This is a genomic window from Paenibacillus sp. J31R109 (assembly GCF_059692055.1).
On sequence record NZ_JCAUAR010000002.1, the window covers coordinates 29,135 to 49,259 of the forward strand.

Genomic DNA, 20,125 nt, shown 5'->3' on the forward strand with positions numbered 1-20,125 from the left:
TCATTCTCTACGGAAGCTGCTGCCTAACACCAGTGTCATTTAGTTAGACAAAATGATGGCCGCAGGATGAGCAGAACTTCGTGTCAGCAACAACTACTTTGCCGCACACGCATTCTTTTTCATTCCGAACCTCGGTAATCTTGACTTCAATCTCACTGATTTCTTGGTTAATTTGAGCAATACCTTGGCAATAGTCCTTAACATTCGCTTCCACTTGTGAATAATCACCGGATAGATACGACGTATAAACCGACTCGCCAATTAATTTATAAATCTTATCAATTTCTCTTTCTTTTAAGGAAATATGTGTTTTATGTTTCGTAATCTCTACTGTCTGTTGCGCTTTCCTCGCTGCTTCAGATGCCCCTTGCTTCACTTTATCAAAAAATGACATGCCACTCCCACTCCCCGGCCTGCATAAATTCGCTTCCTAACGAATCATATGCGTTAATGTCGGAAAGTAATACTATCAAGTCGACCATTCGGGGATATGGCTTATTAGCCCCATTTTCACTCGTGTTCAGCGTCGTGTATTTGCCTGCACTCTCCTGCAGTTCGATGGATATAATCTTATCTCCCGCAACTTGAGCTTGCACATAGGATGTGATGTCAATTTCATAATAAGCATTGGTCGCATTCATAGCGATGCTGCCAGCTGCACTGCCAATCGCAGACTTATTGTTCCACGTCAATGCAGCTTCCGTCCAGCTATCCGTTGTTTGATAAGCCGTTACCGTCGTATTCGCTGATGCGCTGCCGTAAATGCGAAGTTTCGCGCTCGAAGCGCTGGAAATACTGCTCAAATCAAACTTCACATACACATACCGATTTGCTCCTGACGATGTCTTGAGGAACATCGTTGTATCGTTGCCATAGTTGGTGGTCGGATTGCTTTCGTGTACATACGCATCATCCGTGGGATTCAAAGTTGCCGCAGTGCTGCCGCTCAGCGTCGTTGCGCTCGCCGTATTACTTGCCGCAGAAGCATTGCCTGCTGCATCTTTCGCTCGCACATAGTAGCTGTACGCCGTGCTTGCCATCAAGCCTGTATCCGTTGTCGATGTGCCCGATACCGTCTTCAAAAACGTACCACCACGGTACACATCGTATCCCGTTACGCCGACATTGTCCGTGGATGCCGCCCAGTTCAAATTAATCTGCGTGCTTGACGCTGCCATTGCCGTCAGCCCTGCTGGCACGGTTGGTGCTTGCGTGTCAGTAGCTGCAAGCGTCGTTGCGCTCGCTGTATTACTTGCCGCAGAAGCATTGCCTGCTGCGTCCTTCGCAAGGACATAGTAGCTGTAAGCCGTGCTTGCCGTTAAGCCTGTATCCGTCGTCGATGTGCCCGTTACCGTCTTCAAAAACGTGCCACCACGGTACACATCGTATCCCGTTACGCCGACATTGTCCGTGGATGCCGTCCAGCTCAAGTTAATCTGACTGCTTGAGGCTACTGTTGCCGTCAGCCCTGCTGGCACGGTTGGTGCTTGCGTGTCAGTACCTCCGGTACACGAGTTTGTTGCCGTTCCACTCCCTAACAAGGAGCTTCCCGTAAAGCTCAAGCAAGCATATACGCCCTTATTTGGCGCTTGGGAGAAATCGACGGTCTCATTTTGCCCCCATGTAGAAATAAAAGTCCCTGTGGGCTTCTGTAAATGCGTCCACTGCGTGCCATCCCATCCGATTTGATAGATTGTGTTCGCATTATTGTATGGGGCAAAAGGAACATAAGCACCGTCTTTCGTCGTCTGCTTAGACATCGTATTGTTAAAGAATACGTTCTGCTCTCCCGTACCGCCAGACCATTTGGAAGCATGTGGGCCAGCGCCGTACCATATCGGATACCACGTGCCCTCTAGCATATCCTGGCCGCCTTCACCCTCTCCCCAAGAGCTATGCTCGAATGGGATGCTGATCGTGTTTTGCTCAATTAAATTGTGACGCTCCCAACCTCCGTGTAGGTTCATGTCAGCACTCAGTGCGTTCCCTTGAATCACATTGCCGGTCGCCGACCATTGCAAGGTTAGATGTCGAACACGATCAATTGTATTATTCGTGATTTTGGAATCGTACAATTTGGAACCACGAACGTAACCATGACCGCCTTTTCCTTTGTTCCATGCTCCAAAAATAATGTTATTCGTAATCTCCATATTCTTCGCAAATTCCGTCACGATCGGATGAGAGCCCGTCATGTAGGTTCGAATCCCTTTGACCCAGCCGTCCTGTGCAAATTTGAACAAAATACCATGAACCGCGTACTCCAGCGCTTCATTTTTATATTTGAGTCCCACTCCGCCTGGATTGGTAACCGCATCGTAGTCATTAGCATTAATGAGACCATTGTAAGGCGTATACGAAATATCTTGTGTAAAATAAAAATCCTCAAATCCCACGCCCTTCACAGCGGTAACCTTCATGACTTTACTATAATACGTCGAATTGGAACCGCCAGGGTCTGCCGGAAGCTGCCCACTGTTGCTAAAAGGGACATCAAACTCAAGCGGCTTATCTATCGTCAAATTATCGCCGCTGACACTGACAACCTTGAACATTTGCGTACGCATATGGCCGTTGTAGCGATAAGCTTGCGGTGCCTGCATCCCATCATAAAAAGCAACCGTATTGGCCGCCCCAACATAAATCGTGTCTCCAGCTGCGAATTGAGATCCTTTGCCTGAGGCAACTTTCACCAATGTGCTGCCTTTGGTGCCACCGCCTGCTGAGGCAACTCGTTGTCCCGTTAACCAGTGAAAGTTAACACTTCCCTCGTAGGTTGTGTCTCCTGAGTCTTTGGCGCGATCCTCCACGCGGAAGGCTGCATATCCAGGCCACATTTTGCCATCGATGAGTGGAGCCCCTGGATTAGCCGGATCTTCCGAGTACGTCGCAGTTGGCTTGAACACGATCTTCGTACCCGTTGTCGGATTATTCCCTGCACCACGAAGCGTAATGAAGCTCGCATCTACACGAATTTGCTTGTTGAGGTCAATTTGACCAGCAGGAAACTTCAGAATCGCTCGATTGGTATCGCTTACAACACTGCCATTCACTGTCAACGTGCCACTGCGAATATCATTAATCACTTGCTGCAAAGCGTTTGAGTCGTCGATGCTATCGTTGGCTGTAATCCCTTTTGTCGTTAAATCAATTACAGTGCCGCCTGTCGGCAGTGCCTGACCACCTTTATACCCCGCTGTTGTCCAGTTAGGTAAAGTCGGATCGACTGCAGCTAATGCGGGTGTGATTCCGAGTGTTGCTGAGACTAGTAAAGAGGCTAGTGTTGAATGGAAGAGCAGCTTGCTTGCCTTTGATATACGCATGCTTGATTTCCTCCTATAGGGACCGTTTCTTTAAAAGCAGTAAAGTAGCGTTCATCGAGTATCTAGTTCAATTAGGTAACTATTCGAATTCCCTCCTTTACACGGATTAGCGTCAAGACAGGTAATGAGCTTCGTCTACATCAAGCGTAGCACGTTTGTAAGCGCTGTTATAGGCGGTTATTGCTTAATTGTTGCACGCTATTGCTATTTTTTGGGGGAGGCGATTGCTATTTTTTGGGGGAGGCGATTGGTTTGCGCGTGTGCGAGGGGAAAAGCGAGGGAGAACGAGCTCCCGCTCAATTGGGTATGTCCCATCCCCAATACAAAAAACCGCTCAAGTCTAATTCACCTTGAACGGTTCCACGCTTTTCCCCTCCCGAAACTCAGAGGGAGTCCGATTCGTAATCGTTTTGAACACCCGATTAAAATGTCTAATATTCGTAAACCCGGTAGAATCCGAGATTGCTTGAATCTTTTCATCGGAATAGAGCAGCAGCGATTTCGCCTTCTCAATCCGTTTCTCCGTCAAAAAGTCAATGAATGACTTTCCTTGTTTACTTTTAAACAAGCTGCTTAAATAAGACGGGCTGAGATACACGATTTCAGCCATCGTATTCAATGTGATGGATTCCGCATAATGCTCCTCAACGTAACGCACCACGATTTCGACTGGGCTGGTCACCATCTTTTTCTTGCGATTCCCAATGCATACGGTGAGATCACCCAGCAGTTTCTGGCAGCGCTCAATCAATTCTTTACTGGATGAATAAGAGTAAATGTCCACCAAAACCTGCTTTACATCCGTGTTTTGCAACCACATCTTCACAACGGCCAAATTCACGGCCAACTCGTAGAAATGCAGCAGCATTTTACAAATTTGTTGGTGAATCATTTCAGGATCTTTCCACTCTTGGCAAAGCTTCGTCACGTAAAGACTGGCTTGCTGCTGAACATTCGCTAAGTCCCCTTCTTGGACGAATTGATTTAAGGAATGCCAATCGGCGGCGTGCCAATCGTGCTTTTCCATCGTCATCTCCGCAACAATTTCATTGGACAGCAAGCGATCTCCACCAATAACCAAACGGTACAACAACGCTAATCCAGCCTCTTTATAAGACTTGGAAATGGCTTCCAAATCTTTTGCAGGACTGCCTAACCCGAATGTCAGTGTAAAATTAGACTGCACCCGAATATCTTTTCGAATTCGATTCGTTAGCTTCTCCATATCCGCATTGATGGTAGCCGTACCTGCATGATTAATCAATGCGACAACTTCCGTGTCGTGGTGAATGAATACATACCCATTGAAACTCTCATTAAGACTCTCTTGAATAAACTGCTGAATATAGATAGAAAAAAGTGATGGATTCAACTGATAATAACGTTCATCTGTTACTGAATCCCGATCCAATTTGGCGATTAAACAACTAATATACGAATGCGGAAAATGTATCCCAACATTCTCAAGCAACTCCGTCTCTTCGTGATGTACATTCCCTGTGAGAAGCCCCGCAAGCACATGCTGCCGCATCTGATTCTGAACCTGCTGATCCATGCCATGCGTTTTATTAGGTTTTTTCTCGGAGAGCCACTCTTCCTGCAGCTTTGCAAGCAAAGCATACAGCTCCTCCCGCCCAAAAGGTTTCATTAAGTAATCCTTCGCACCTAATCGCAAGGATTCACGCGCATATTGAAAATCGTTATAACCGCTCATCACGACACAGGAAATATGTGGATAGCGCTCTTTCACAATATATTGAAGTTGAATACCATCAATCCTTGGCATCTTAATATCTGTAATAATTAAATCAGGCTGCAATTCCTCGAGTTTCTCTAATGCCTCAGCACCATCCCTCGCTTCATCAATCACATGCCATTCACTTTGCATATCCCCAATCATCAACCGTATCCCTTTGCGAAATATGGTTTCGTCGTCCACGATTAAGATACTAGGCATCTTTCATCCTCCCTTCGTGATCACCTTCGATGAGCGGTAAAGTTAATGAAATCGTCGTACCTTGCTGGAGACTACTCTCGATGGTCACACCATACTGATTCCCGTACCGTAAGGCGATTCTACGATGTACATTCATTAACCCTGTACCGCCTGTTCCTTCTTCGGTTGTCGTCATCTGGAACTTCCGATCCTTCAGATTCTGTAATTGCTGGGCACTCATCCCTGCGCCATCATCTTGAATTTGAACCAACATCTGATGATCCTGCTTTTTCCCAAATAAGCTGATCGTTCCGTAGCCGTTGCCTTTATCAATCCCATGAACAATACTGTTCTCGACAATCGGCTGTAAAATAAATCGAATCACCGAATAGCTCAGCAACTCAGGCTCTATGCATACGTTGAACTTTATTTTATCCTCAAAACGAATTTGTTGAATCGCCATATACCCCGTCACATGCTCTAGTTCCAAATGTAGGGGGACTTGGCTCTGATGACTATTGATACTATAACGAAGCAGCTTACTTAGATGATTGGTCATTTTCACAACTTCTTTATTGCCTTGAATTTCCGCATACATACTAATCGAACCAAGCGTATTGTATAAAAAATGAGGATTGATTTGACTCTGAAGCGCCGAAATTTGTGCATTTTTCTCCCGAATCTCCGACTCGTACAACCGATATCCCAGATCACTGAGCTTCGATACCATGATGTTAAAAGATTGACTTAACTGGCCAATTTCATCACGGCTATGAATAGGAATGGAAACAGCAAGATCGCCTACTACAACTTTTTTCATCAGATTACGTAACTCACTAATCGGATTGGTGATCCGAAGGGCAAATAACGTGAAAATAATAATCGCCATCAGCAAGCACACCGCACCGATTAGAATAATATAATTCCGCACATACACCGTGTCCTGAAGCAATATAGCCAAAGGAACCATCTCGATCATGGTCCAACCCGTTAAAGGTGACGTATAGTAGGATACCAACTCGGAGTCGTTGTTTTGCTTATAGACAACAGTCCCCATCCCTTTGAACTGCTTGATTTGCTCCGCATCTGGGCCAGTCAGGGTGCTTTTATAAATCATGGAACCTTCATTATCCACGATCATGATATTTTTCTTATCATTCGAGATCGCTTCAATTTTATTGCGAATCACATTTTTATCCACATCGAGAACAAGATAGGCCAGTACAGCCCCTGTATCCACACTCCGAATTTTCCTTGCAAAAGAATATACCTGACTTGTCGTTCCTAATCCATTCTTGTTAAATGTTCCTAGATATACGACTTTGCCCGTTTGGGAAACCTTGTCGTACCAGACTTCCTTCTTCACGTCACGCATCGTATAATTGGCCTGTTCTTCCGTTATGGCCGTATACACATTACCGCCTCTGGTGCGATATAACGTCAAGCCCGAAATATCCACACGTCCATTGGCAAAAACACGCTTCGCGAAATCCTCAATCGTAACACGGTCATTAAATGAGAGATTCTCATTGGCCTTCTCGCTTACTTCCAAATACTTCATAATCTGAGGAGATTGATAAGGCAATAACGTCAGTAGATTGAGCTCATTCAAATACGTATCAATGTTGGCAGTGAGCTCCTTCACTACGTCCATCTGATATTTCCCTGTATTCTTCTGAATTGAGGCTGAATAGCTTGTAAAGGTTAAATAACTGGCAATGCCTAACGGTACCGCTATGAAAATAGCACTCATCACAATTAACTTAATGGCAATAGGCAAATCTTTCATCCCTTGCATCCTATTGCTGAGGTGTATTTTGCTGGATTTGAAGATTGATATTAATGATCTTTTGCGCATTTTGCAGCACCTCTTGCGGCGAGATTTGTCCCGCCATCATCTTCTCGAACTCACGCACAAGCTCATCATTAATCGAACCCTGCCGCGGTTGATTCGGGAAATATTTCACATCATCTGCGGCACTGGCATAATCCGGACGGTATTTCAGCTTTTGAAATTCTTCTGAAGCGACTGCTTTTTTCACGGCAGGAATATGGCCGGCCTTCGCCCAGCTCGCGCCGTGAGCGGCTACCCAATTCGCAAATTTGATCGCAGCTAATTGCTTTTGTTTATCCGGTTTTTCATGGAACGGGAGTGAAAACGTATGCGAATCCCCCCAAGCTGCAGGGTGATCGTAGATTTGTGGGATTTTGGTCACCCCGAAGTGTAAATCTGCTGCTTTCTCTAACGTTCCCGTCCCCCATACCCCCGAAATTAACGTCGCCGCATTGCCCTTCGCGAAGCTTTGAATCTGATCATTAATGTTAGGCAAAATGAGCTTCTTCGTGTAGAGCGAGTTGACGAATTCCAACGATTTCAATGCAGATGGATTGTCAATCGCAGCCGCTTTCCCATCATCGGTATAAAACCTACCGCCATCCTGCTTCATTTGGTTATAGAAGGAGAACCAGATCCAGAACGAGTCAATCCGAACATTGGGTTCAGCTAATGGCGTAATATTCGGCGGTACACTCGCGCGTATCTTCTCTAGAAACGCTAAATAACCTGCCTCGCCTTCTGCCATAATCGGTTTTTCTTTCTCATCCAATAGACCGGCGACTCTCAGCCAATCCTTGTTGTAATACATCACTTCCAAGTGTGTATCCAGCGGGATTCCGAGATGTTTATTGTCAGCAACTGTGCTTTGGAGAATCGTAGGGTTAAAATCGTCCCAATGGACGCCAGCTTCGATCGCTAGCGCATTCAAATCCGTCAAAAATCCCGCTGGCGCATACTGCGAATATTTTGCCGAGTGAACGATCGCAATGTCAGGGGCTTCTTCGGTTACGATTGCCGTGGACAGCTTGGTATAATAATCACCTGAATTATTATTGATCTGCTCTATTTTTACATGATCCGTATTTTCATTGTTATATTGCTGAATGAGCTCCGCCATAAATTGCCCATCCCCACCGCTAAACGGTGTCCAAAAAGTAATTCGCAGCTTACTAGCCCCTGGCTCCTCCGTTGCCACATTCGTCTGCGCATTATCGCAGCCTACCGTGCACAGGCTCAACATGAGAAGAAAACATATCGCTTTTGCTGCTTTCCTACCTGGTTGTTGTCTTCTACTCAGATGAAACCCCTCCTGCCTTCAAACTATGCCTTCATTATACAAACTTAAGCTGAGGCAAGCCAATGACCTATTTCCGTTAGTCATGGACATATTTTTCGATTTCTAGACAAAAGAAACTGAAATGCCCGGAATCGGGATTTCAGTTTCTTTTTGTCATGAGGGGGATATGTCGCTCGCGCGGGCACAATAACGCCAAAAAAAGGTGTTCTCTCCTCGCTTCCGCGGCGGATCCGATACTTCGACGCCAGCTACGCGCTAAGCGTTACTCCCCGCCTGGCACCGCGACTGGCACGCCCTCCGCAATCGGTGTACCGAAATTCGGCGTACCATCCTTATTCCACTGAAACGGCTGCATACGCACGTTGCGATTCCAGCCGGATCCTTGCGTCTTGGCCGCATGGTACAAGATCCAGTCTTCTTTACCATCCAACGACTTCACAAACGAGTTGTGCCCAGGTCCGAAAACCTGCTCCGTTTTCGAAAACACAGCTTTTTCTCCCTTTTTCCAAGCAGCCGGATTCAGTACATCACTGCTCATCTCCGCGCTCAGCATGCCTAGGCAGTAGTCGTCGGTCCAACTCCCGCTAGCCGAATAAATCACAAAAATCCGATCCTCATGCAGCAAGACCTGCGGTCCTTCATTAATCGTCGGATTACCGACCAGCTCCCAATCGTACGTGGGACGTGAAATTTCCACAGGCTTTCCGCTAATTGTGTAGGGATTGCTCATCGGTGCAATGTAGAGGTGCTGACTCACGTTAACGGCTCCCTCCCATCCTGACCAGATGAAATAGAGCGATCCATCCTTCTTCTGTAGCGTAGTCCCGTCAATTGCCCAGCGGCCAGCCGTGTCCATCATTCCTTTGTCAACGTAAGCACCAAGCGGATCATCCGTTACGGATTCTAGCACGAACATACGATGGTTCTCATTCTTGCCGTCATCCGCGGCATAATAGATGTACCATTTTCCAGCAATGAAATGTAATTCAGGCGCCCAAATATTGGACGTATTCGGTCCAGAAACTGGCGGGAACCAGACGTCCTTATATTCGGCTTCAGCCAACCCAGTTAGCGTCTTCGATTTCCACACGCGGATGGAATTTCCCGTTGTATGTGTGTAGTAGTAAGTGCCATCCTTACTAGTCACCCAGGGATCTGCACCATTATCGATAATCGGATTGGTAAATGTTTTGGCTTCTTTTGTCGGTGAAACAACATTATTGGTTTCCTTCACTTGAGTCTCCACAGCTCCCTTCGTACACCCGGCTAACAGCATCAAACTTAAACTTATCACACTACATTTTCGTAAGAATAAACTCACCTTTATCTATTCACCTCGCCTCACATCTCTACCTCTATTGCTTGACCCCAGTTGCCGTAATCGATTGAATAAATTGTCTCTGACCGATGAGGAAAATAATCAGTGTCGGGATTGTCGATAGCGTCGCTAGTGCCATTAATTTACCATAAGATTGTGTGAAACTACCTGTAGCCATAACCGCCACACCAGCCGTTAACGTTCGCATCTCAAGATCAGTCACTGTAAAGAAAGGCCATACATAGTCATTGAAAACACCCATAAATGTGAAAATAGCCAGGGTCGTTACAATGGAAATGGACGATGGCATCAAAACCGACGTAAATACTTGCCATTTATTAGCCCCGTCAATCCGTGCCGCCTCAATAATCTCATTGGGAAATGATTGGAAAAATTGAATTAACATAAACACGCCGAGCGCCCCACCTGAGTATGGCAAGATGAGCACATAATACGTATTAATCAGATTGAAATTACTGAAATTCAAATATTGAGGTAAGAAAGAAATAATGCCCGGTACCATCATCGATCCAACGAATAGGGCAAATAGTGTCCTTTTAAAAGGAATATCCAATTTCGCTAACGCGTAAGCAGCCATCGCATCCAGTAAAATGACTAGGAGTGTCGCAGCAAAGCCAACGAAAAAGGAGTTAAACATCCAACGGAAAATCGGAACCTCCACAGCTCCGCCAACAAAAATAGTATGGAAATTGTCCCATGTAAACTCTTGTGGAAATAAATGAAAAACAGGTGACATGACTTCAATATCCGTCTTAAATGAATTGGAAAACATCCATAAGATCGGCAATATGAAAATGATCCCTAGTATCGAAGCGAGCAGCACATAAAAGATTTTTAGTGATTTCAACGTCCTCTACTCCTTCCGGCTCGTGACTTTGAATTGAATAACAGACACGATCATGATCGTTAACCCCATGAGAATCGCCATCGCAGATGCGGACCCGATTTCTCTAGCTGTATACGCGGTTTGCAAAATCCCCATCAAGAGCACTTTGGTCTCATCCCCTGCGTTACTCATCAGATTAGGCTGAGCGAAGACGTTGTAAGAGGCAATTGTTGAGGTAATCAAAACAAAAATAAGAACAGGTCTAATGAAAGGAAGCGTAATCCCCTTCAATCGATCCCAACCGTTTGCACCATCAATTTTGGCGGCTTCATAGAGATCCTCAGGCACACCATTCAGGGCATTTACGAAAATGATCATGTTGAAGCCGATCGTCCACCATAAGGTTGCAATAACTAGAGCAAACCACACGAACGGTGTATCCAACAACCACGGAACAGGATCGAACTCCCGAATGCCTACTTTTGCTAAAAGGAGGTTGAAGAATCCGCCTGTAACGTCGAACATTCGCTTCCAAATGACCGCCATAACGGTAGCAGAAACGGCATATGGAATGAAATAAATCGAACGGAAAAGGGAGCGTAATTTTGCTGGAAGTGCATTTAATAATAGGGCAAATCCAAGTCCTACGATGACTAAAAATGGTACTGAAAACACGACGAATTTCAAGGTAGCTTTCATTCCGATGAAAAACAAATCATTCTCTTGCGTTCCGCTCGTAAATATTTTGCGGTAGTTATCGAGTCCCACGAACGGATGCACAGGATCTAGCAAGTTGTATTGCTTTAAGCTAATGATGAACCCATAAATGATGGGGATCAGTGTAAAAGCTAAGAAAGCAATAAGATAAGGTAATATGAATAAGCTTGATGTCAGCTTTGATTTCCAATGTGATGGGGTAGGCACTTGATTCCCTCCTCTTCTTTAAAAGGGAAGACGGGTACTGGGTACCCGCCTTTCCATGATGATAAGCTATGGTTACTTCTTCATGGCTGCTGTTGATTTGGCTGCTGCATCATCGAGCGCAGCTTTTGGTTCTTTTTTACCTTGAAGGGCATTCGCAAGTTCGCTCCAGATACTGTCGGAAATCGGACCCCAGTTTAATACTTTTGGTGCAAATTTCACATACTCAAATTCCTTCGCTACTTCTGTTTGTTGCTGTGTCATTGCTTGGAAAGCTGCGCTGTCGCGAACAACTTTGGAAGCAACGGCTTGACCAGACTCTGCCCAGTCAATGGAATTCGCATTCACATATTTCAAGAAATCACCTACACCGGCAAGTACATTCGCGTCTGTCGTTCCTTTTGGAATAACAAAGTTATGGGATCCGCCGAAAACCGCTTGTTTAACTGTTCCAAGCTGTGGAACTGGTGCTACACCATAGTTAATTTTCGCTTTATCGAAGGCATCCTTGGACCAAGGACCATTAAAGTGCATCGCACTTTTTCCTTGTTGGAACAGGTTAAAATCGCCATCAGCTGCAACGGTTGGAGGTGAAACTTTCATCGTTGTTAGGCTTCTCATAAAAGTAACTGCTTCTACACCTGCTGGTGAGTTGTAGGCGATGTTGCCTTTATCGTCTAAGAAATCGCCGCCATTTTGGAATAAAATAGTTGGGAACAAGAAGTTTTGGATCCAGAAGGTTGGCATTGCTGCTCCCCAAACGCCTTTGGAAGCATCGGTTAATTTAACTGCAGCATCAACAAACTCTTGACGGTTCGTTGGTACCTTCGTAATACCGGCAGCTTTAAACAAATCTTTGTTGTAGTACATGACTAGCGGATGAATATCGAGTGGAATGCTGTACCAGTTATTGTCTTTTGTCGAGTATTCCACGGTTGCTGGAGGAAAGTTGCTTTTCTCAACGCCAACCGCTTTAGCAATGGCATCCAGAGGTTGCAGCTGATCCTTCGCAATGTAGGTAGGTGTTTGGTCAAGATGCATAATCGCGACATCAGGAACTCCTTTTTTCGTAGCAATGGCTGTATCAAGCAGCTTGTAGTAGTCGCCATTCGGTTGAATGGTCATTTTTACCGTATATTTGTCTTGCGATTTATTGTAGTTATCGACGATTTTCTTCATGAATGGACCATCATTCCCCGAGAACGGGTTCCAGAAGTTAACCGTTATTTTCTCGCCACTTTTGACAGGCTCAGGCGCTTTCGTTGCCGTTGCTGCTTGTGAAGCTGCTGGAGAAGCTGCAGCCGGTGAAGTCTCTGCTGTTTTCGTTGAGGAACATCCCGCTAAAACCAATGCCATCGACAAACCTGCTGCACCCATCAAGTGTAAGTTTTTCATTTTTCTCATCGTTGTAATCTCCCTTCAATTTTAAACACAATTTGTACTTGCTTACTTCGTTGAATTTGTGTCAAAATTGTAGTGAGCTGTGAATTTCAATCGAAATTCATTCTCACTACCGAGAGCGATTCTAAGGAGTTCCCACGCCAATGGACCTTAGATCGCTCTTTCCTTTGCTTGCCATCCCCATACCCTCATGAATTGTCTGGTATATAAGTGAATTCGAATGCTTTATACCTCCTTGATTCGTTGTGTTAACCACAATTTAACTATAAGGTTTATCAGAAAGCGTTACCATGACGATATTCATGAACCATTGGACATATTTTCAGGAAAATGAATACGAGTTAAGGATGACAATTTGCTAAAATGGGAGTATCGTTCAAGAGAGTAGTTGACTGCCGAAAGAGGAGTGTGCACGATGGATTTCATGAAGAAATATGTTAGAAAGCACTGGAAACTGTTTCTAGTGGCTGTTTTTTTCGTCATGCTGGAAGCGCTTGCGGATTTGTTGCAACCGACAATTATGTCTCACATTTTGGATGTCGGTGTTGCGGAGAAACGACTTGATTATGTTCTTAAAATGGGCGGCATCATGCTAATGATCACAGCTTTCGGTGCAGTCGCAGCATCATTGCGAAATATTGTCGCCAGCCATGTTTCACAAAAATTCGGCACTGAGCTTAGAGCCGATTTATTTGCAAAAATGCAATCTCTCTCTTTTAATAATATTGAGCGATTTGAACGTGCTTCCTTAATTACGCGCTTAACGAATGATGTAACTCAAGTTCAAAATTTTGTGAATGGACTCATGCGTATCTTTGTAAAAGCGCCTCTCCTCTGTATTGGAAGTCTAATTATGGCAGTAAGGCTAAATATGCACTTGGCTGTCGTCCTACTGATCGTAGTCCCTATCGTTGGTATACTCGTAGCCCTGAACTTGAAAGTCGGATTTGCCCGTTACGTTAACGTTCAGAAAGCGCTAGATGGTGTAAATCGCGTCATTAGAGAGTATTTATCTGGTGTACGCGTGGTTAAAGCTTTTAATCGTTTCGACCATGAAGCCGATAAGTTTCAGAAGACCAATATCGAGTATCAAGACAAATCCATCCAAGTGACGAGGCTGTTGGCCATCTTTAACCCCTCCATTCTGCTGACGGTCAATTTTGGAATTGTTGCTGTGCTTTGGCTCGGAGCCTGGCGGGTGAATCAACACCAGATGCAGGTTGGGCATATCGTAGCGTTCGTCAACTATATGACACAGATTTTGTTTGCTTTGCTAACCATTTCAATGGTCTTTAATATGTTCGTTCGAGCGAAAGCATCCGCTACTCGGATCGGTGAAGTGTTCAGTCAGTTGAATGAAATGACTTGGGATGATAAAGCGGAACTTCCTGCTCATCGCCCAGGCGGCCGAATTGACTTCACGAATGTGTCGTTTGCCTATGAGGGAGCTGCCGGAGAACCTGTTTTGAAACATATTAACTTAACCTGCCTCCCTGGTGAAACCATTGGCATTATAGGCTCTACCGGATCTGGGAAAAGCAGCCTTGTAAGTCTTGTTCCCCGTTTCTATGACACAAGCTCTGGCGAGATCAGTGTGGATGGTGTGAACATCCGTCAATTAGACCCCGCCAAACTGCGAGATCGCATTGCCATTGTGCCACAGAATACGATTCTGTTCAGCGGCACGATTGAAGAGAATTTACAATGGGGTAATGAGCATGCGACACGTGAAGAGATTGAACAAGCTGCGACTATGGCGCAAGCGCATAGCTTCATTGTGGGTTTCCCCGAAGGTTATGGCACCCGACTAGGACAAAAAGGTGTGAACTTATCCGGCGGACAAAAACAACGACTTTCGATTGCCCGTGCACTCGTGCGGAAGCCAGATATCCTAATCCTAGATGATTGTACGAGCGCGCTCGACACCGCAACGGAATCCGAAATCAAAAAATCACTCAAAGCCTTTGCGTCTGGCGTAACTTGTTTAATCATTGCCCAGCGCATAACCTCTGTCATGGATGCGGATAAAATCGTCGTCATGGACGATGGTGAAATTGTCGGCATTGGCACACACGAGTCGTTACTAGAAAGCTGTAAGGTCTACGTGGAAATATGTCAATCCCAATTCGGAAAGGAGCTGCCTCATCATGTCAAAGCCGAATGAAAGTTCTCGTCAACCAGCACCTGATGTTCCGATGATTACGGGGCCGATGGCTCGAGGAGGTGGACGAGCTCCAACGGTAAAACCCAAAAACTTTAAAGGCACCTTGCTTCGGCTATGGTCATATTTAGGGACAGAACGCAAATGGCTGACCATTGTCTTTCTTTTTATATTAGCTGACTCCGCTTTAACCTTAGCAGGCCCCTATCTCATTGGGGTAGCCATAGATGCCATGGCCGGGGGACAAGTGAACTATCGTGTCTTCGATGTGGTGATGATAGTTCTCATCAGCACTTACATTGCCGATGGCGGACTTACCTTCCTCCAAAGCTGGGTCATGGCAGGACTTGCGCAACGTGTAGTAAAGCGCCTACGACAAACAATGTTTGCCAAGCTCCAGAAACTGCCGCTTTCTTTCTTCGACGGACGGACGCATGGAGATATCATGAGTCGACTGTCGAATGATATTGACAACGTAAGCAATTCGATCTCACAATCGACAACACAGTTGATGTCAGGTTCCATTGCCATTGTCGGTTCTTTAATCATGATGCTGGTTCTAAGTCCCACGCTAACACTTGCCAGTCTCATCACCGTTCCGCTCGTATTCATGTTGGCCAAAACCATAACCAAACGCACCCGTGTACTATTCAAAGAACAACAAGCACAACTTGGCAAGCTAAATGGACATATTGAGGAAACCATCTCAGGTCTTCTTGTTGTAAAAGCCTTCAATCGTGAGAGGAAAGCGGTTCATGAATTTAACGAAGTGAATGGTCGCTTATATGAGGTTGGCTTGAAGGCGCAGATCTGGTCTGGATTTTTGATGCCACTGCTAAGTGTCATCAATAATATTGGCTTTTCCGCCGTAGCGATCGTCGGCGGTGTGTTGGCGGTGAAAGGGCACATAACTGTCGGTGTCATTGCAAGTTTTCTTAGCTATTCACGACAATTCGTAAGACCATTGAATGAGATTGCGAACACATATAACGTCCTGCAATCCGGTGTGGCTGGGGCAGAGCGTGCATTTGAGGTACTAGATGAAGCTGAGGAAGTGGAGGACGAACCAGGCGCGGTTGAGCTGGATAAACCCATTGGCCAAGTGATCTTCCAGGATGTGACGTTCGGTTATCGACCCGATATGCCGATTCTTAATCAGGTCAGCTTCGAGACCCCGGCAGGCAGCAGCCTTGCCCTCGTCGGTCCGACCGGCGCTGGGAAAACGACCATCGTCAATCTGGTTACCCGCTTCTATGACGCGACAAGCGGCACAATCTTGATTGACGGCAGAGATATCAAATCGTATACCCGCAACAGTCTTCGCCGCAGCTTTGGCATCGTGCTGCAGGATACGTATCTGTTCTCTGGCACGATTAAAGAGAACATCAAGTATGGCAAGCCTGAAGCGACAGATAGCGAAGTACTTGCAGCAGCGAAGCTCGCGAATGCGGATGCGTTCATCAGCCGGCTGCCCAAACGCTATGAGACGCTGCTTTCCGAGAACGGCGGGAATTTAAGCCAAGGTCAGCGCCAATTGCTGGCGATTGCCCGTGTTATTCTGGCAGATCCCTCTATTCTCATTCTCGATGAGGCAACTAGCTCTATCGATACGCGGACTGAGCTGCACATTCAAGAAGCCCTCCTCTCGATCATGAAGGGCCGAACGAGCTTTATCATTGCGCATCGTTTGAATACCATACGAAATGCCGATACGATCATGGTTATTTCTCGCGGAGAGATTGCGGAGCAAGGCGATCACAGTGCCTTAATGAGTCAGCAAGGCACGTATTATCGAATGTTTTCCAATCAGTTTGTCACACAGAGTAATACGCCAGAATAGCAGATAACCCCGGCTTGTTTACTTAGCCGGGGTTTCTTAATTTTACAATTTGAGAACCATTAAATCCTCATCAAAATACTGCCCATTGTACTTTAAAGCATGATACTCCACACCATACACTTCAAAACCAAGCGACTTGTAAAGCTTCTTCGCTGACTCATTATCCGACATGACCATTAAGTTAATCTGCTCGACCCCTTCGAACAACTTTGCCCGACGAATAAGATCAAGCATAAGCAATTTCCCCAAGCCTTGTCCACGGCCTTCTTCAGCCACAAACATACCGTATACATTGCCCTTATGCGCGCTTTTCTGACCGCTCTCTCGTACAAACGTTACGGTTCCAGCTAGTAAATCCTGATCATGAAATGCCCCAAGAACAAATTTCTCGTTCGTTGGCTTTATACGCTCAACTACCGTTTCCAACGAAAATTGCACCTCTCGCTCGTAAGTGGAGCCAAAAGCTTCTGGATTGACTTGTAAAGCACGTAATCTTAAAGCTTGATATAAGGCAGCATCCTGTTCATCCAAAATACGAATATGCACTGATTTTCCTCCCTATCACAAAGCTGCGGTTGACATCCATCCACCAAAAAGACCAGTCGTATAAAATCTATTTATATTCGTAAATCCAGCTTCTGTCAATAGTTTTTCTATGTGCTCATCAGATAGGAATGAAAGGCTCATAAGCGCTTTATTCACCATTTCATCCACTGAAGAGGCTTCGTCTCCAGCATCCAACCAGAAGCTTTTCCAAATCTGTAATCTGTTCTGCAACTCTGCGCTGTCTCGGTCCCCGAACGCGCTCACAAGTACAAATGGTGCACCTGGTTTCAAATGCGTATTAATCGTTCTAAGCAATTTCAATTTCTCTTGAACATCCGTGATAAAATGAAGAACTAAGATACAGCTTGCCGCGTCGAACTTCTCGTCAGTCGCGGGCAATTCATCAATCGTTCCAAGAATGAGGTTAACGCGGTTTTCCATGCGGAGTTGATTCGCTTTATATTGTGCGATTTTCAACATTTCTTCCGAGATATCAATACCTGTAAAAGACCATGCTGGGTTCGCAGGTCCCCATGCGGTAAGTTCATTTCCACCACCAGCGCCAATGACTAGCAATGATGCGCCTTCCCCATCCATTTGTACGCGGAAATAGGACTGAATCATGGCAAATAACGCATCATAAGATGGTATCGAGATTCGAGCTTTCGTATCGTACATATGCGACCTATTCGCGTTGTGTGTGTTTTCGTTATTCATTGATGTCCATCTCCATTCTTTGATTATACTTACATTGAAACATACATTTATTGATTAGGTGCTTTGTGCCAATCCTCCATCAGAAGTTCACCGTTGATGCACATTCCCGCTACCGCGCCTAAGGAAGCCGCCATAATGACTTGATACATTTCCGTTGCAGCATCACCTGCACTATAGACACCGGGAACACTCGTTTTGCCCATAGAATCCACAACGACCGATTCCGATTCCGTCATATCACAACTGAGCAATTGCGGAAGGTTAGAACCGATGACAAGTTTGGGACCAAAGAATATTCCCGTACACGGAATGAGCGTCCCATCTTCTAACTCAACATGCTGGACGTTTCCTTCCATCGAAGCGATGTTCCTAATTGGCGAGTCAAATATGGGAACGTTGTGTTGCATGAGTTCCTCTTTCTCGTCTTGCGTCATTTCATTAGGTCCATTCGTGCAAATCGTAAATTGACTCGTCCAGCCAGTAATCATTTTCGCTAAATGAAGCGCTCTGGCGCCATTCACGATCAGCACGAGTGCTTGATCTCGGAGTTCCCACCCATCACAATACGGACATACAAATGCACTCTTGCCGTATACCTCGGCCAAACCGTTAATAGGCAGGGGAACGTCTTTTTTGCCAATTGCAAAAAGCACCTTCTTGCATACATAACTCAAACCTTGAGCTGTATGAATGTTAAATTCACCATCGCTGCCCGAAATCGATATAGCCGTATCGTCTACAAAGGAGACAGTAGGATACGCACGAATCTGCTCTTTGGCGATCTGCCGAAATTCACTTGGCGCAATACCATCTCTCGTAAGAAAACCGTGGGATTCGCGAGTAACTTGATTGCGCGGACGCCCTTCATCAATAACAATCACCTTTTTTCTTGCTCTGCCCAATACTAGAGCTGCATTCAGACCTGCTGGTCCCCCGCCGATAATGACACAATCGTACTTCATCATGTTTTCCTCACTTCCTCATCTCATTGGAGACTTAATAGACTCTTAATATCCTTAATATACTTAAAAAAAGGACGGATCTACTCCGTCTTATGCGCTGGCACCAAATCGGCTATTTTCTTACTTGCCAAATAATGCTCCAACTGTCGTTCAGCTTCCATTACAACCTGCTGAATCTGACATTCAGTTCCATGATCAAAGCTGCATTCGAACAAAGAAGCAGTCCCTTCGATAGCACGAATGATATCGAGAAATGAAATCTCCTCTTGCTTTCGCTTGACTCGATAGCCGCCGTTAGCCCCAGGCGAAGAGTGAATTAATCCGGCCTTGACAAGCTTGGTCATTAATTTAGATAAATATGTCTGGGAAACACTCAACTTCTCAGCAAGCAACTGCACACCGACAGGTTTGTCTGGCGCTGATGCTTCCAAAAAGAGCATAGCATGAAGGGCGTAGTCGGTCGCCTGTGAATATTTCATCTCGCACCTCCATTAAGGACTTTATGAGTCTATAATAGCGTTGATTCATTTGATTAGCAAGTTTTTTTATTTAACTTCGATGACAAAAACATAACTGGAACTTCCTCGCCGCCAATTGGCGTAAATGCTGTACGTATAGACGCCTTTCTCTTTGGGAACGATCAACACATTATCCTTGACTTGGACACCCTCGGACGTTCCATTAGAACTAGTCCATTTCATTGCGCCTAAGGTATCTCGCTTAGGTTTATTTCTAAATGTGATTTTTATTGGGTATTGAGCTGGGACAACTTCAGGCATAAGGTTCTGATATTTTACTATGTCTGGTGGCGACGGCATATCCGAACACGTCCCTTTTCCGAATCCACTCCAACAATAAGAGCCTTGTGCGAAATTAATTATAGTTTTTCCTGCCATAATAGTCGGTCTAGGAGGTTCCATTCTAAACAGATCACTTATAAAATAGGCTCCTAGGAAAAAGGCAACAATTACAATCATTAAGGTTAATCGCTTCTTCATACCAGCCCCCCTAATCACTGT

16 protein-coding genes are annotated in these 20,125 nt (G+C 45.4%); 2 read left to right on the forward strand and 14 right to left on the reverse strand.

Features of this window, described 5'->3' with window-relative positions:
- Positions 1-43: 43 nt before the first annotated feature.
- From AC58QT_RS05720 to AC58QT_RS05760, 9 genes are all read right to left on the reverse strand, one after another.
- Positions 44-394, reverse strand: a complete 351-nt coding sequence (locus AC58QT_RS05720) for a zinc ribbon domain-containing protein (protein ID WP_310224186.1) — start codon at positions 392-394, stop codon at positions 44-46.
- A complete protein-coding gene (locus AC58QT_RS05725; protein WP_497408122.1) occupies positions 381-3,323 on the reverse strand; it encodes a CBM96 family carbohydrate-binding protein in 2,943 nt (980 codons plus the stop codon). Before AC58QT_RS05725 ends, AC58QT_RS05720 begins: the two co-directional genes overlap by 14 nt.
- A gap of 340 nt (positions 3,324-3,663) precedes the next feature.
- Positions 3,664-5,280, reverse strand: coding sequence for a response regulator (locus tag AC58QT_RS05730; RefSeq protein ID WP_497408123.1), 1,617 nt, complete (start codon positions 5,278-5,280; stop codon positions 3,664-3,666).
- Positions 5,273-7,048 carry a cache domain-containing sensor histidine kinase gene (locus tag AC58QT_RS05735; RefSeq protein ID WP_497408124.1) on the reverse strand — a complete coding sequence of 592 codons (1,776 nt, stop codon included), beginning with the start codon at positions 7,046-7,048 and terminating at the stop codon, positions 5,273-5,275. Before AC58QT_RS05735 ends, AC58QT_RS05730 begins: the two co-directional genes overlap by 8 nt.
- A 10-nt stretch (positions 7,049-7,058) precedes the next feature.
- A complete protein-coding gene (locus tag AC58QT_RS05740) occupies positions 7,059-8,336 on the reverse strand; it encodes an ABC transporter substrate-binding protein (protein ID WP_497408125.1) in 1,278 nt (425 codons plus the stop codon).
- 319 nt (positions 8,337-8,655) lie between these two features.
- The gene (locus AC58QT_RS05745) at positions 8,656-9,714 is read right to left on the reverse strand and encodes a glycoside hydrolase family 43 protein (protein WP_497408126.1); all 1,059 of its coding nucleotides are present in this window, start codon (positions 9,712-9,714) and stop codon (positions 8,656-8,658) included.
- 34 nt (positions 9,715-9,748) lie between these two features.
- On the reverse strand, positions 9,749-10,579 hold the full coding sequence (locus tag AC58QT_RS05750) for a carbohydrate ABC transporter permease (protein WP_497408127.1): 831 nt from the start codon (positions 10,577-10,579) through the stop codon (positions 9,749-9,751).
- A 6-nt stretch (positions 10,580-10,585) separates the two neighbouring features.
- Complete coding sequence (locus tag AC58QT_RS05755) at positions 10,586-11,482, reverse strand: carbohydrate ABC transporter permease (protein ID WP_497408128.1); 897 nt, start codon at positions 11,480-11,482, stop codon at positions 10,586-10,588.
- Positions 11,483-11,554: 72 nt separating this feature from the next.
- Positions 11,555-12,883 (reverse strand): ABC transporter substrate-binding protein, encoded by a 1,329-nt coding sequence (locus tag AC58QT_RS05760; protein WP_310224169.1) that lies wholly within the window; start codon positions 12,881-12,883, stop codon positions 11,555-11,557.
- Positions 12,884-13,295: 412 nt separating this feature from the next.
- Between AC58QT_RS05760 and AC58QT_RS05765 the strand changes: the two genes are divergently transcribed.
- Together AC58QT_RS05765 and AC58QT_RS05770 are read left to right on the forward strand one after the other, a co-directional pair.
- On the forward strand, positions 13,296-15,044 hold the full coding sequence (locus AC58QT_RS05765; RefSeq protein ID WP_497408129.1) for an ABC transporter ATP-binding protein: 1,749 nt from the start codon (positions 13,296-13,298) through the stop codon (positions 15,042-15,044).
- 31 nt (positions 15,045-15,075) lie between these two features.
- Positions 15,076-16,881 carry an ABC transporter ATP-binding protein gene (locus AC58QT_RS05770; RefSeq protein WP_497408845.1) on the forward strand — a complete coding sequence of 602 codons (1,806 nt, stop codon included), beginning with the start codon at positions 15,076-15,078 and terminating at the stop codon, positions 16,879-16,881.
- Between the two features lie 42 nt (positions 16,882-16,923).
- Here the strand turns inward: AC58QT_RS05770 and AC58QT_RS05775 are convergent, their stop codons facing one another.
- The 5 genes from AC58QT_RS05775 to AC58QT_RS05795 all read right to left on the reverse strand — a co-directional run bounded on the left by AC58QT_RS05775 (position 16,924) and on the right by AC58QT_RS05795 (position 20,104).
- Positions 16,924-17,427, reverse strand: coding sequence for a GNAT family N-acetyltransferase (locus tag AC58QT_RS05775; RefSeq protein ID WP_497408130.1), 504 nt, complete (start codon positions 17,425-17,427; stop codon positions 16,924-16,926).
- Between the two features lie 15 nt (positions 17,428-17,442).
- Entirely contained in the window at positions 17,443-18,144 is a 702-nt protein-coding gene (locus AC58QT_RS05780; RefSeq protein WP_497408131.1) for a class I SAM-dependent methyltransferase, read from the reverse strand.
- Positions 18,145-18,191: 47 nt separating this feature from the next.
- A complete protein-coding gene (locus AC58QT_RS05785; protein WP_497408132.1) occupies positions 18,192-19,109 on the reverse strand; it encodes an NAD(P)/FAD-dependent oxidoreductase in 918 nt (305 codons plus the stop codon).
- Between the two features lie 77 nt (positions 19,110-19,186).
- The gene (locus tag AC58QT_RS05790) at positions 19,187-19,585 is read right to left on the reverse strand and encodes an RrF2 family transcriptional regulator (protein WP_497408133.1); all 399 of its coding nucleotides are present in this window, start codon (positions 19,583-19,585) and stop codon (positions 19,187-19,189) included.
- Positions 19,586-19,651: 66 nt separating this feature from the next.
- The gene (locus AC58QT_RS05795) at positions 19,652-20,104 is read right to left on the reverse strand and encodes a hypothetical protein (protein WP_497408134.1); all 453 of its coding nucleotides are present in this window, start codon (positions 20,102-20,104) and stop codon (positions 19,652-19,654) included.
- Positions 20,105-20,125: the final 21 nt, after the last annotated feature.

Bases quoted from the DNA above. Each gene is read 5' to 3' on its own strand.
- AC58QT_RS05780 (WP_497408131.1), bottom strand. From the start codon at position 18,144: ATGAATAACGAAAACACACACAACGCGAATAGGTCGCATATGTACGAT.
- AC58QT_RS05795 (WP_497408134.1), bottom strand. From the start codon at position 20,104: ATGAAGAAGCGATTAACCTTAATGATTGTAATTGTTGCCTTTTTCCTA.
- AC58QT_RS05765 (WP_497408129.1), top strand. From the start codon at position 13,296: ATGGATTTCATGAAGAAATATGTTAGAAAGCACTGGAAACTGTTTCTA.
- AC58QT_RS05720 (WP_310224186.1), bottom strand. From the start codon at position 394: ATGTCATTTTTTGATAAAGTGAAGCAAGGGGCATCTGAAGCAGCGAGG.
- AC58QT_RS05725 (WP_497408122.1), bottom strand. From the start codon at position 3,323: ATGCGTATATCAAAGGCAAGCAAGCTGCTCTTCCATTCAACACTAGCC.
- AC58QT_RS05770 (WP_497408845.1), top strand. From the start codon at position 15,076: ATGATTACGGGGCCGATGGCTCGAGGAGGTGGACGAGCTCCAACGGTA.
- AC58QT_RS05735 (WP_497408124.1), bottom strand. From the start codon at position 7,048: ATGAAAGATTTGCCTATTGCCATTAAGTTAATTGTGATGAGTGCTATT.
- AC58QT_RS05790 (WP_497408133.1), bottom strand. From the start codon at position 19,585: ATGAAATATTCACAGGCGACCGACTACGCCCTTCATGCTATGCTCTTT.
- AC58QT_RS05730 (WP_497408123.1), bottom strand. From the start codon at position 5,280: ATGCCTAGTATCTTAATCGTGGACGACGAAACCATATTTCGCAAAGGG.
- AC58QT_RS05785 (WP_497408132.1), bottom strand. From the start codon at position 19,109: ATGATGAAGTACGATTGTGTCATTATCGGCGGGGGACCAGCAGGTCTG.
- AC58QT_RS05740 (WP_497408125.1), bottom strand. From the start codon at position 8,336: ATGTTGAGCCTGTGCACGGTAGGCTGCGATAATGCGCAGACGAATGTG.
- AC58QT_RS05760 (WP_310224169.1), bottom strand. From the start codon at position 12,883: ATGAGAAAAATGAAAAACTTACACTTGATGGGTGCAGCAGGTTTGTCG.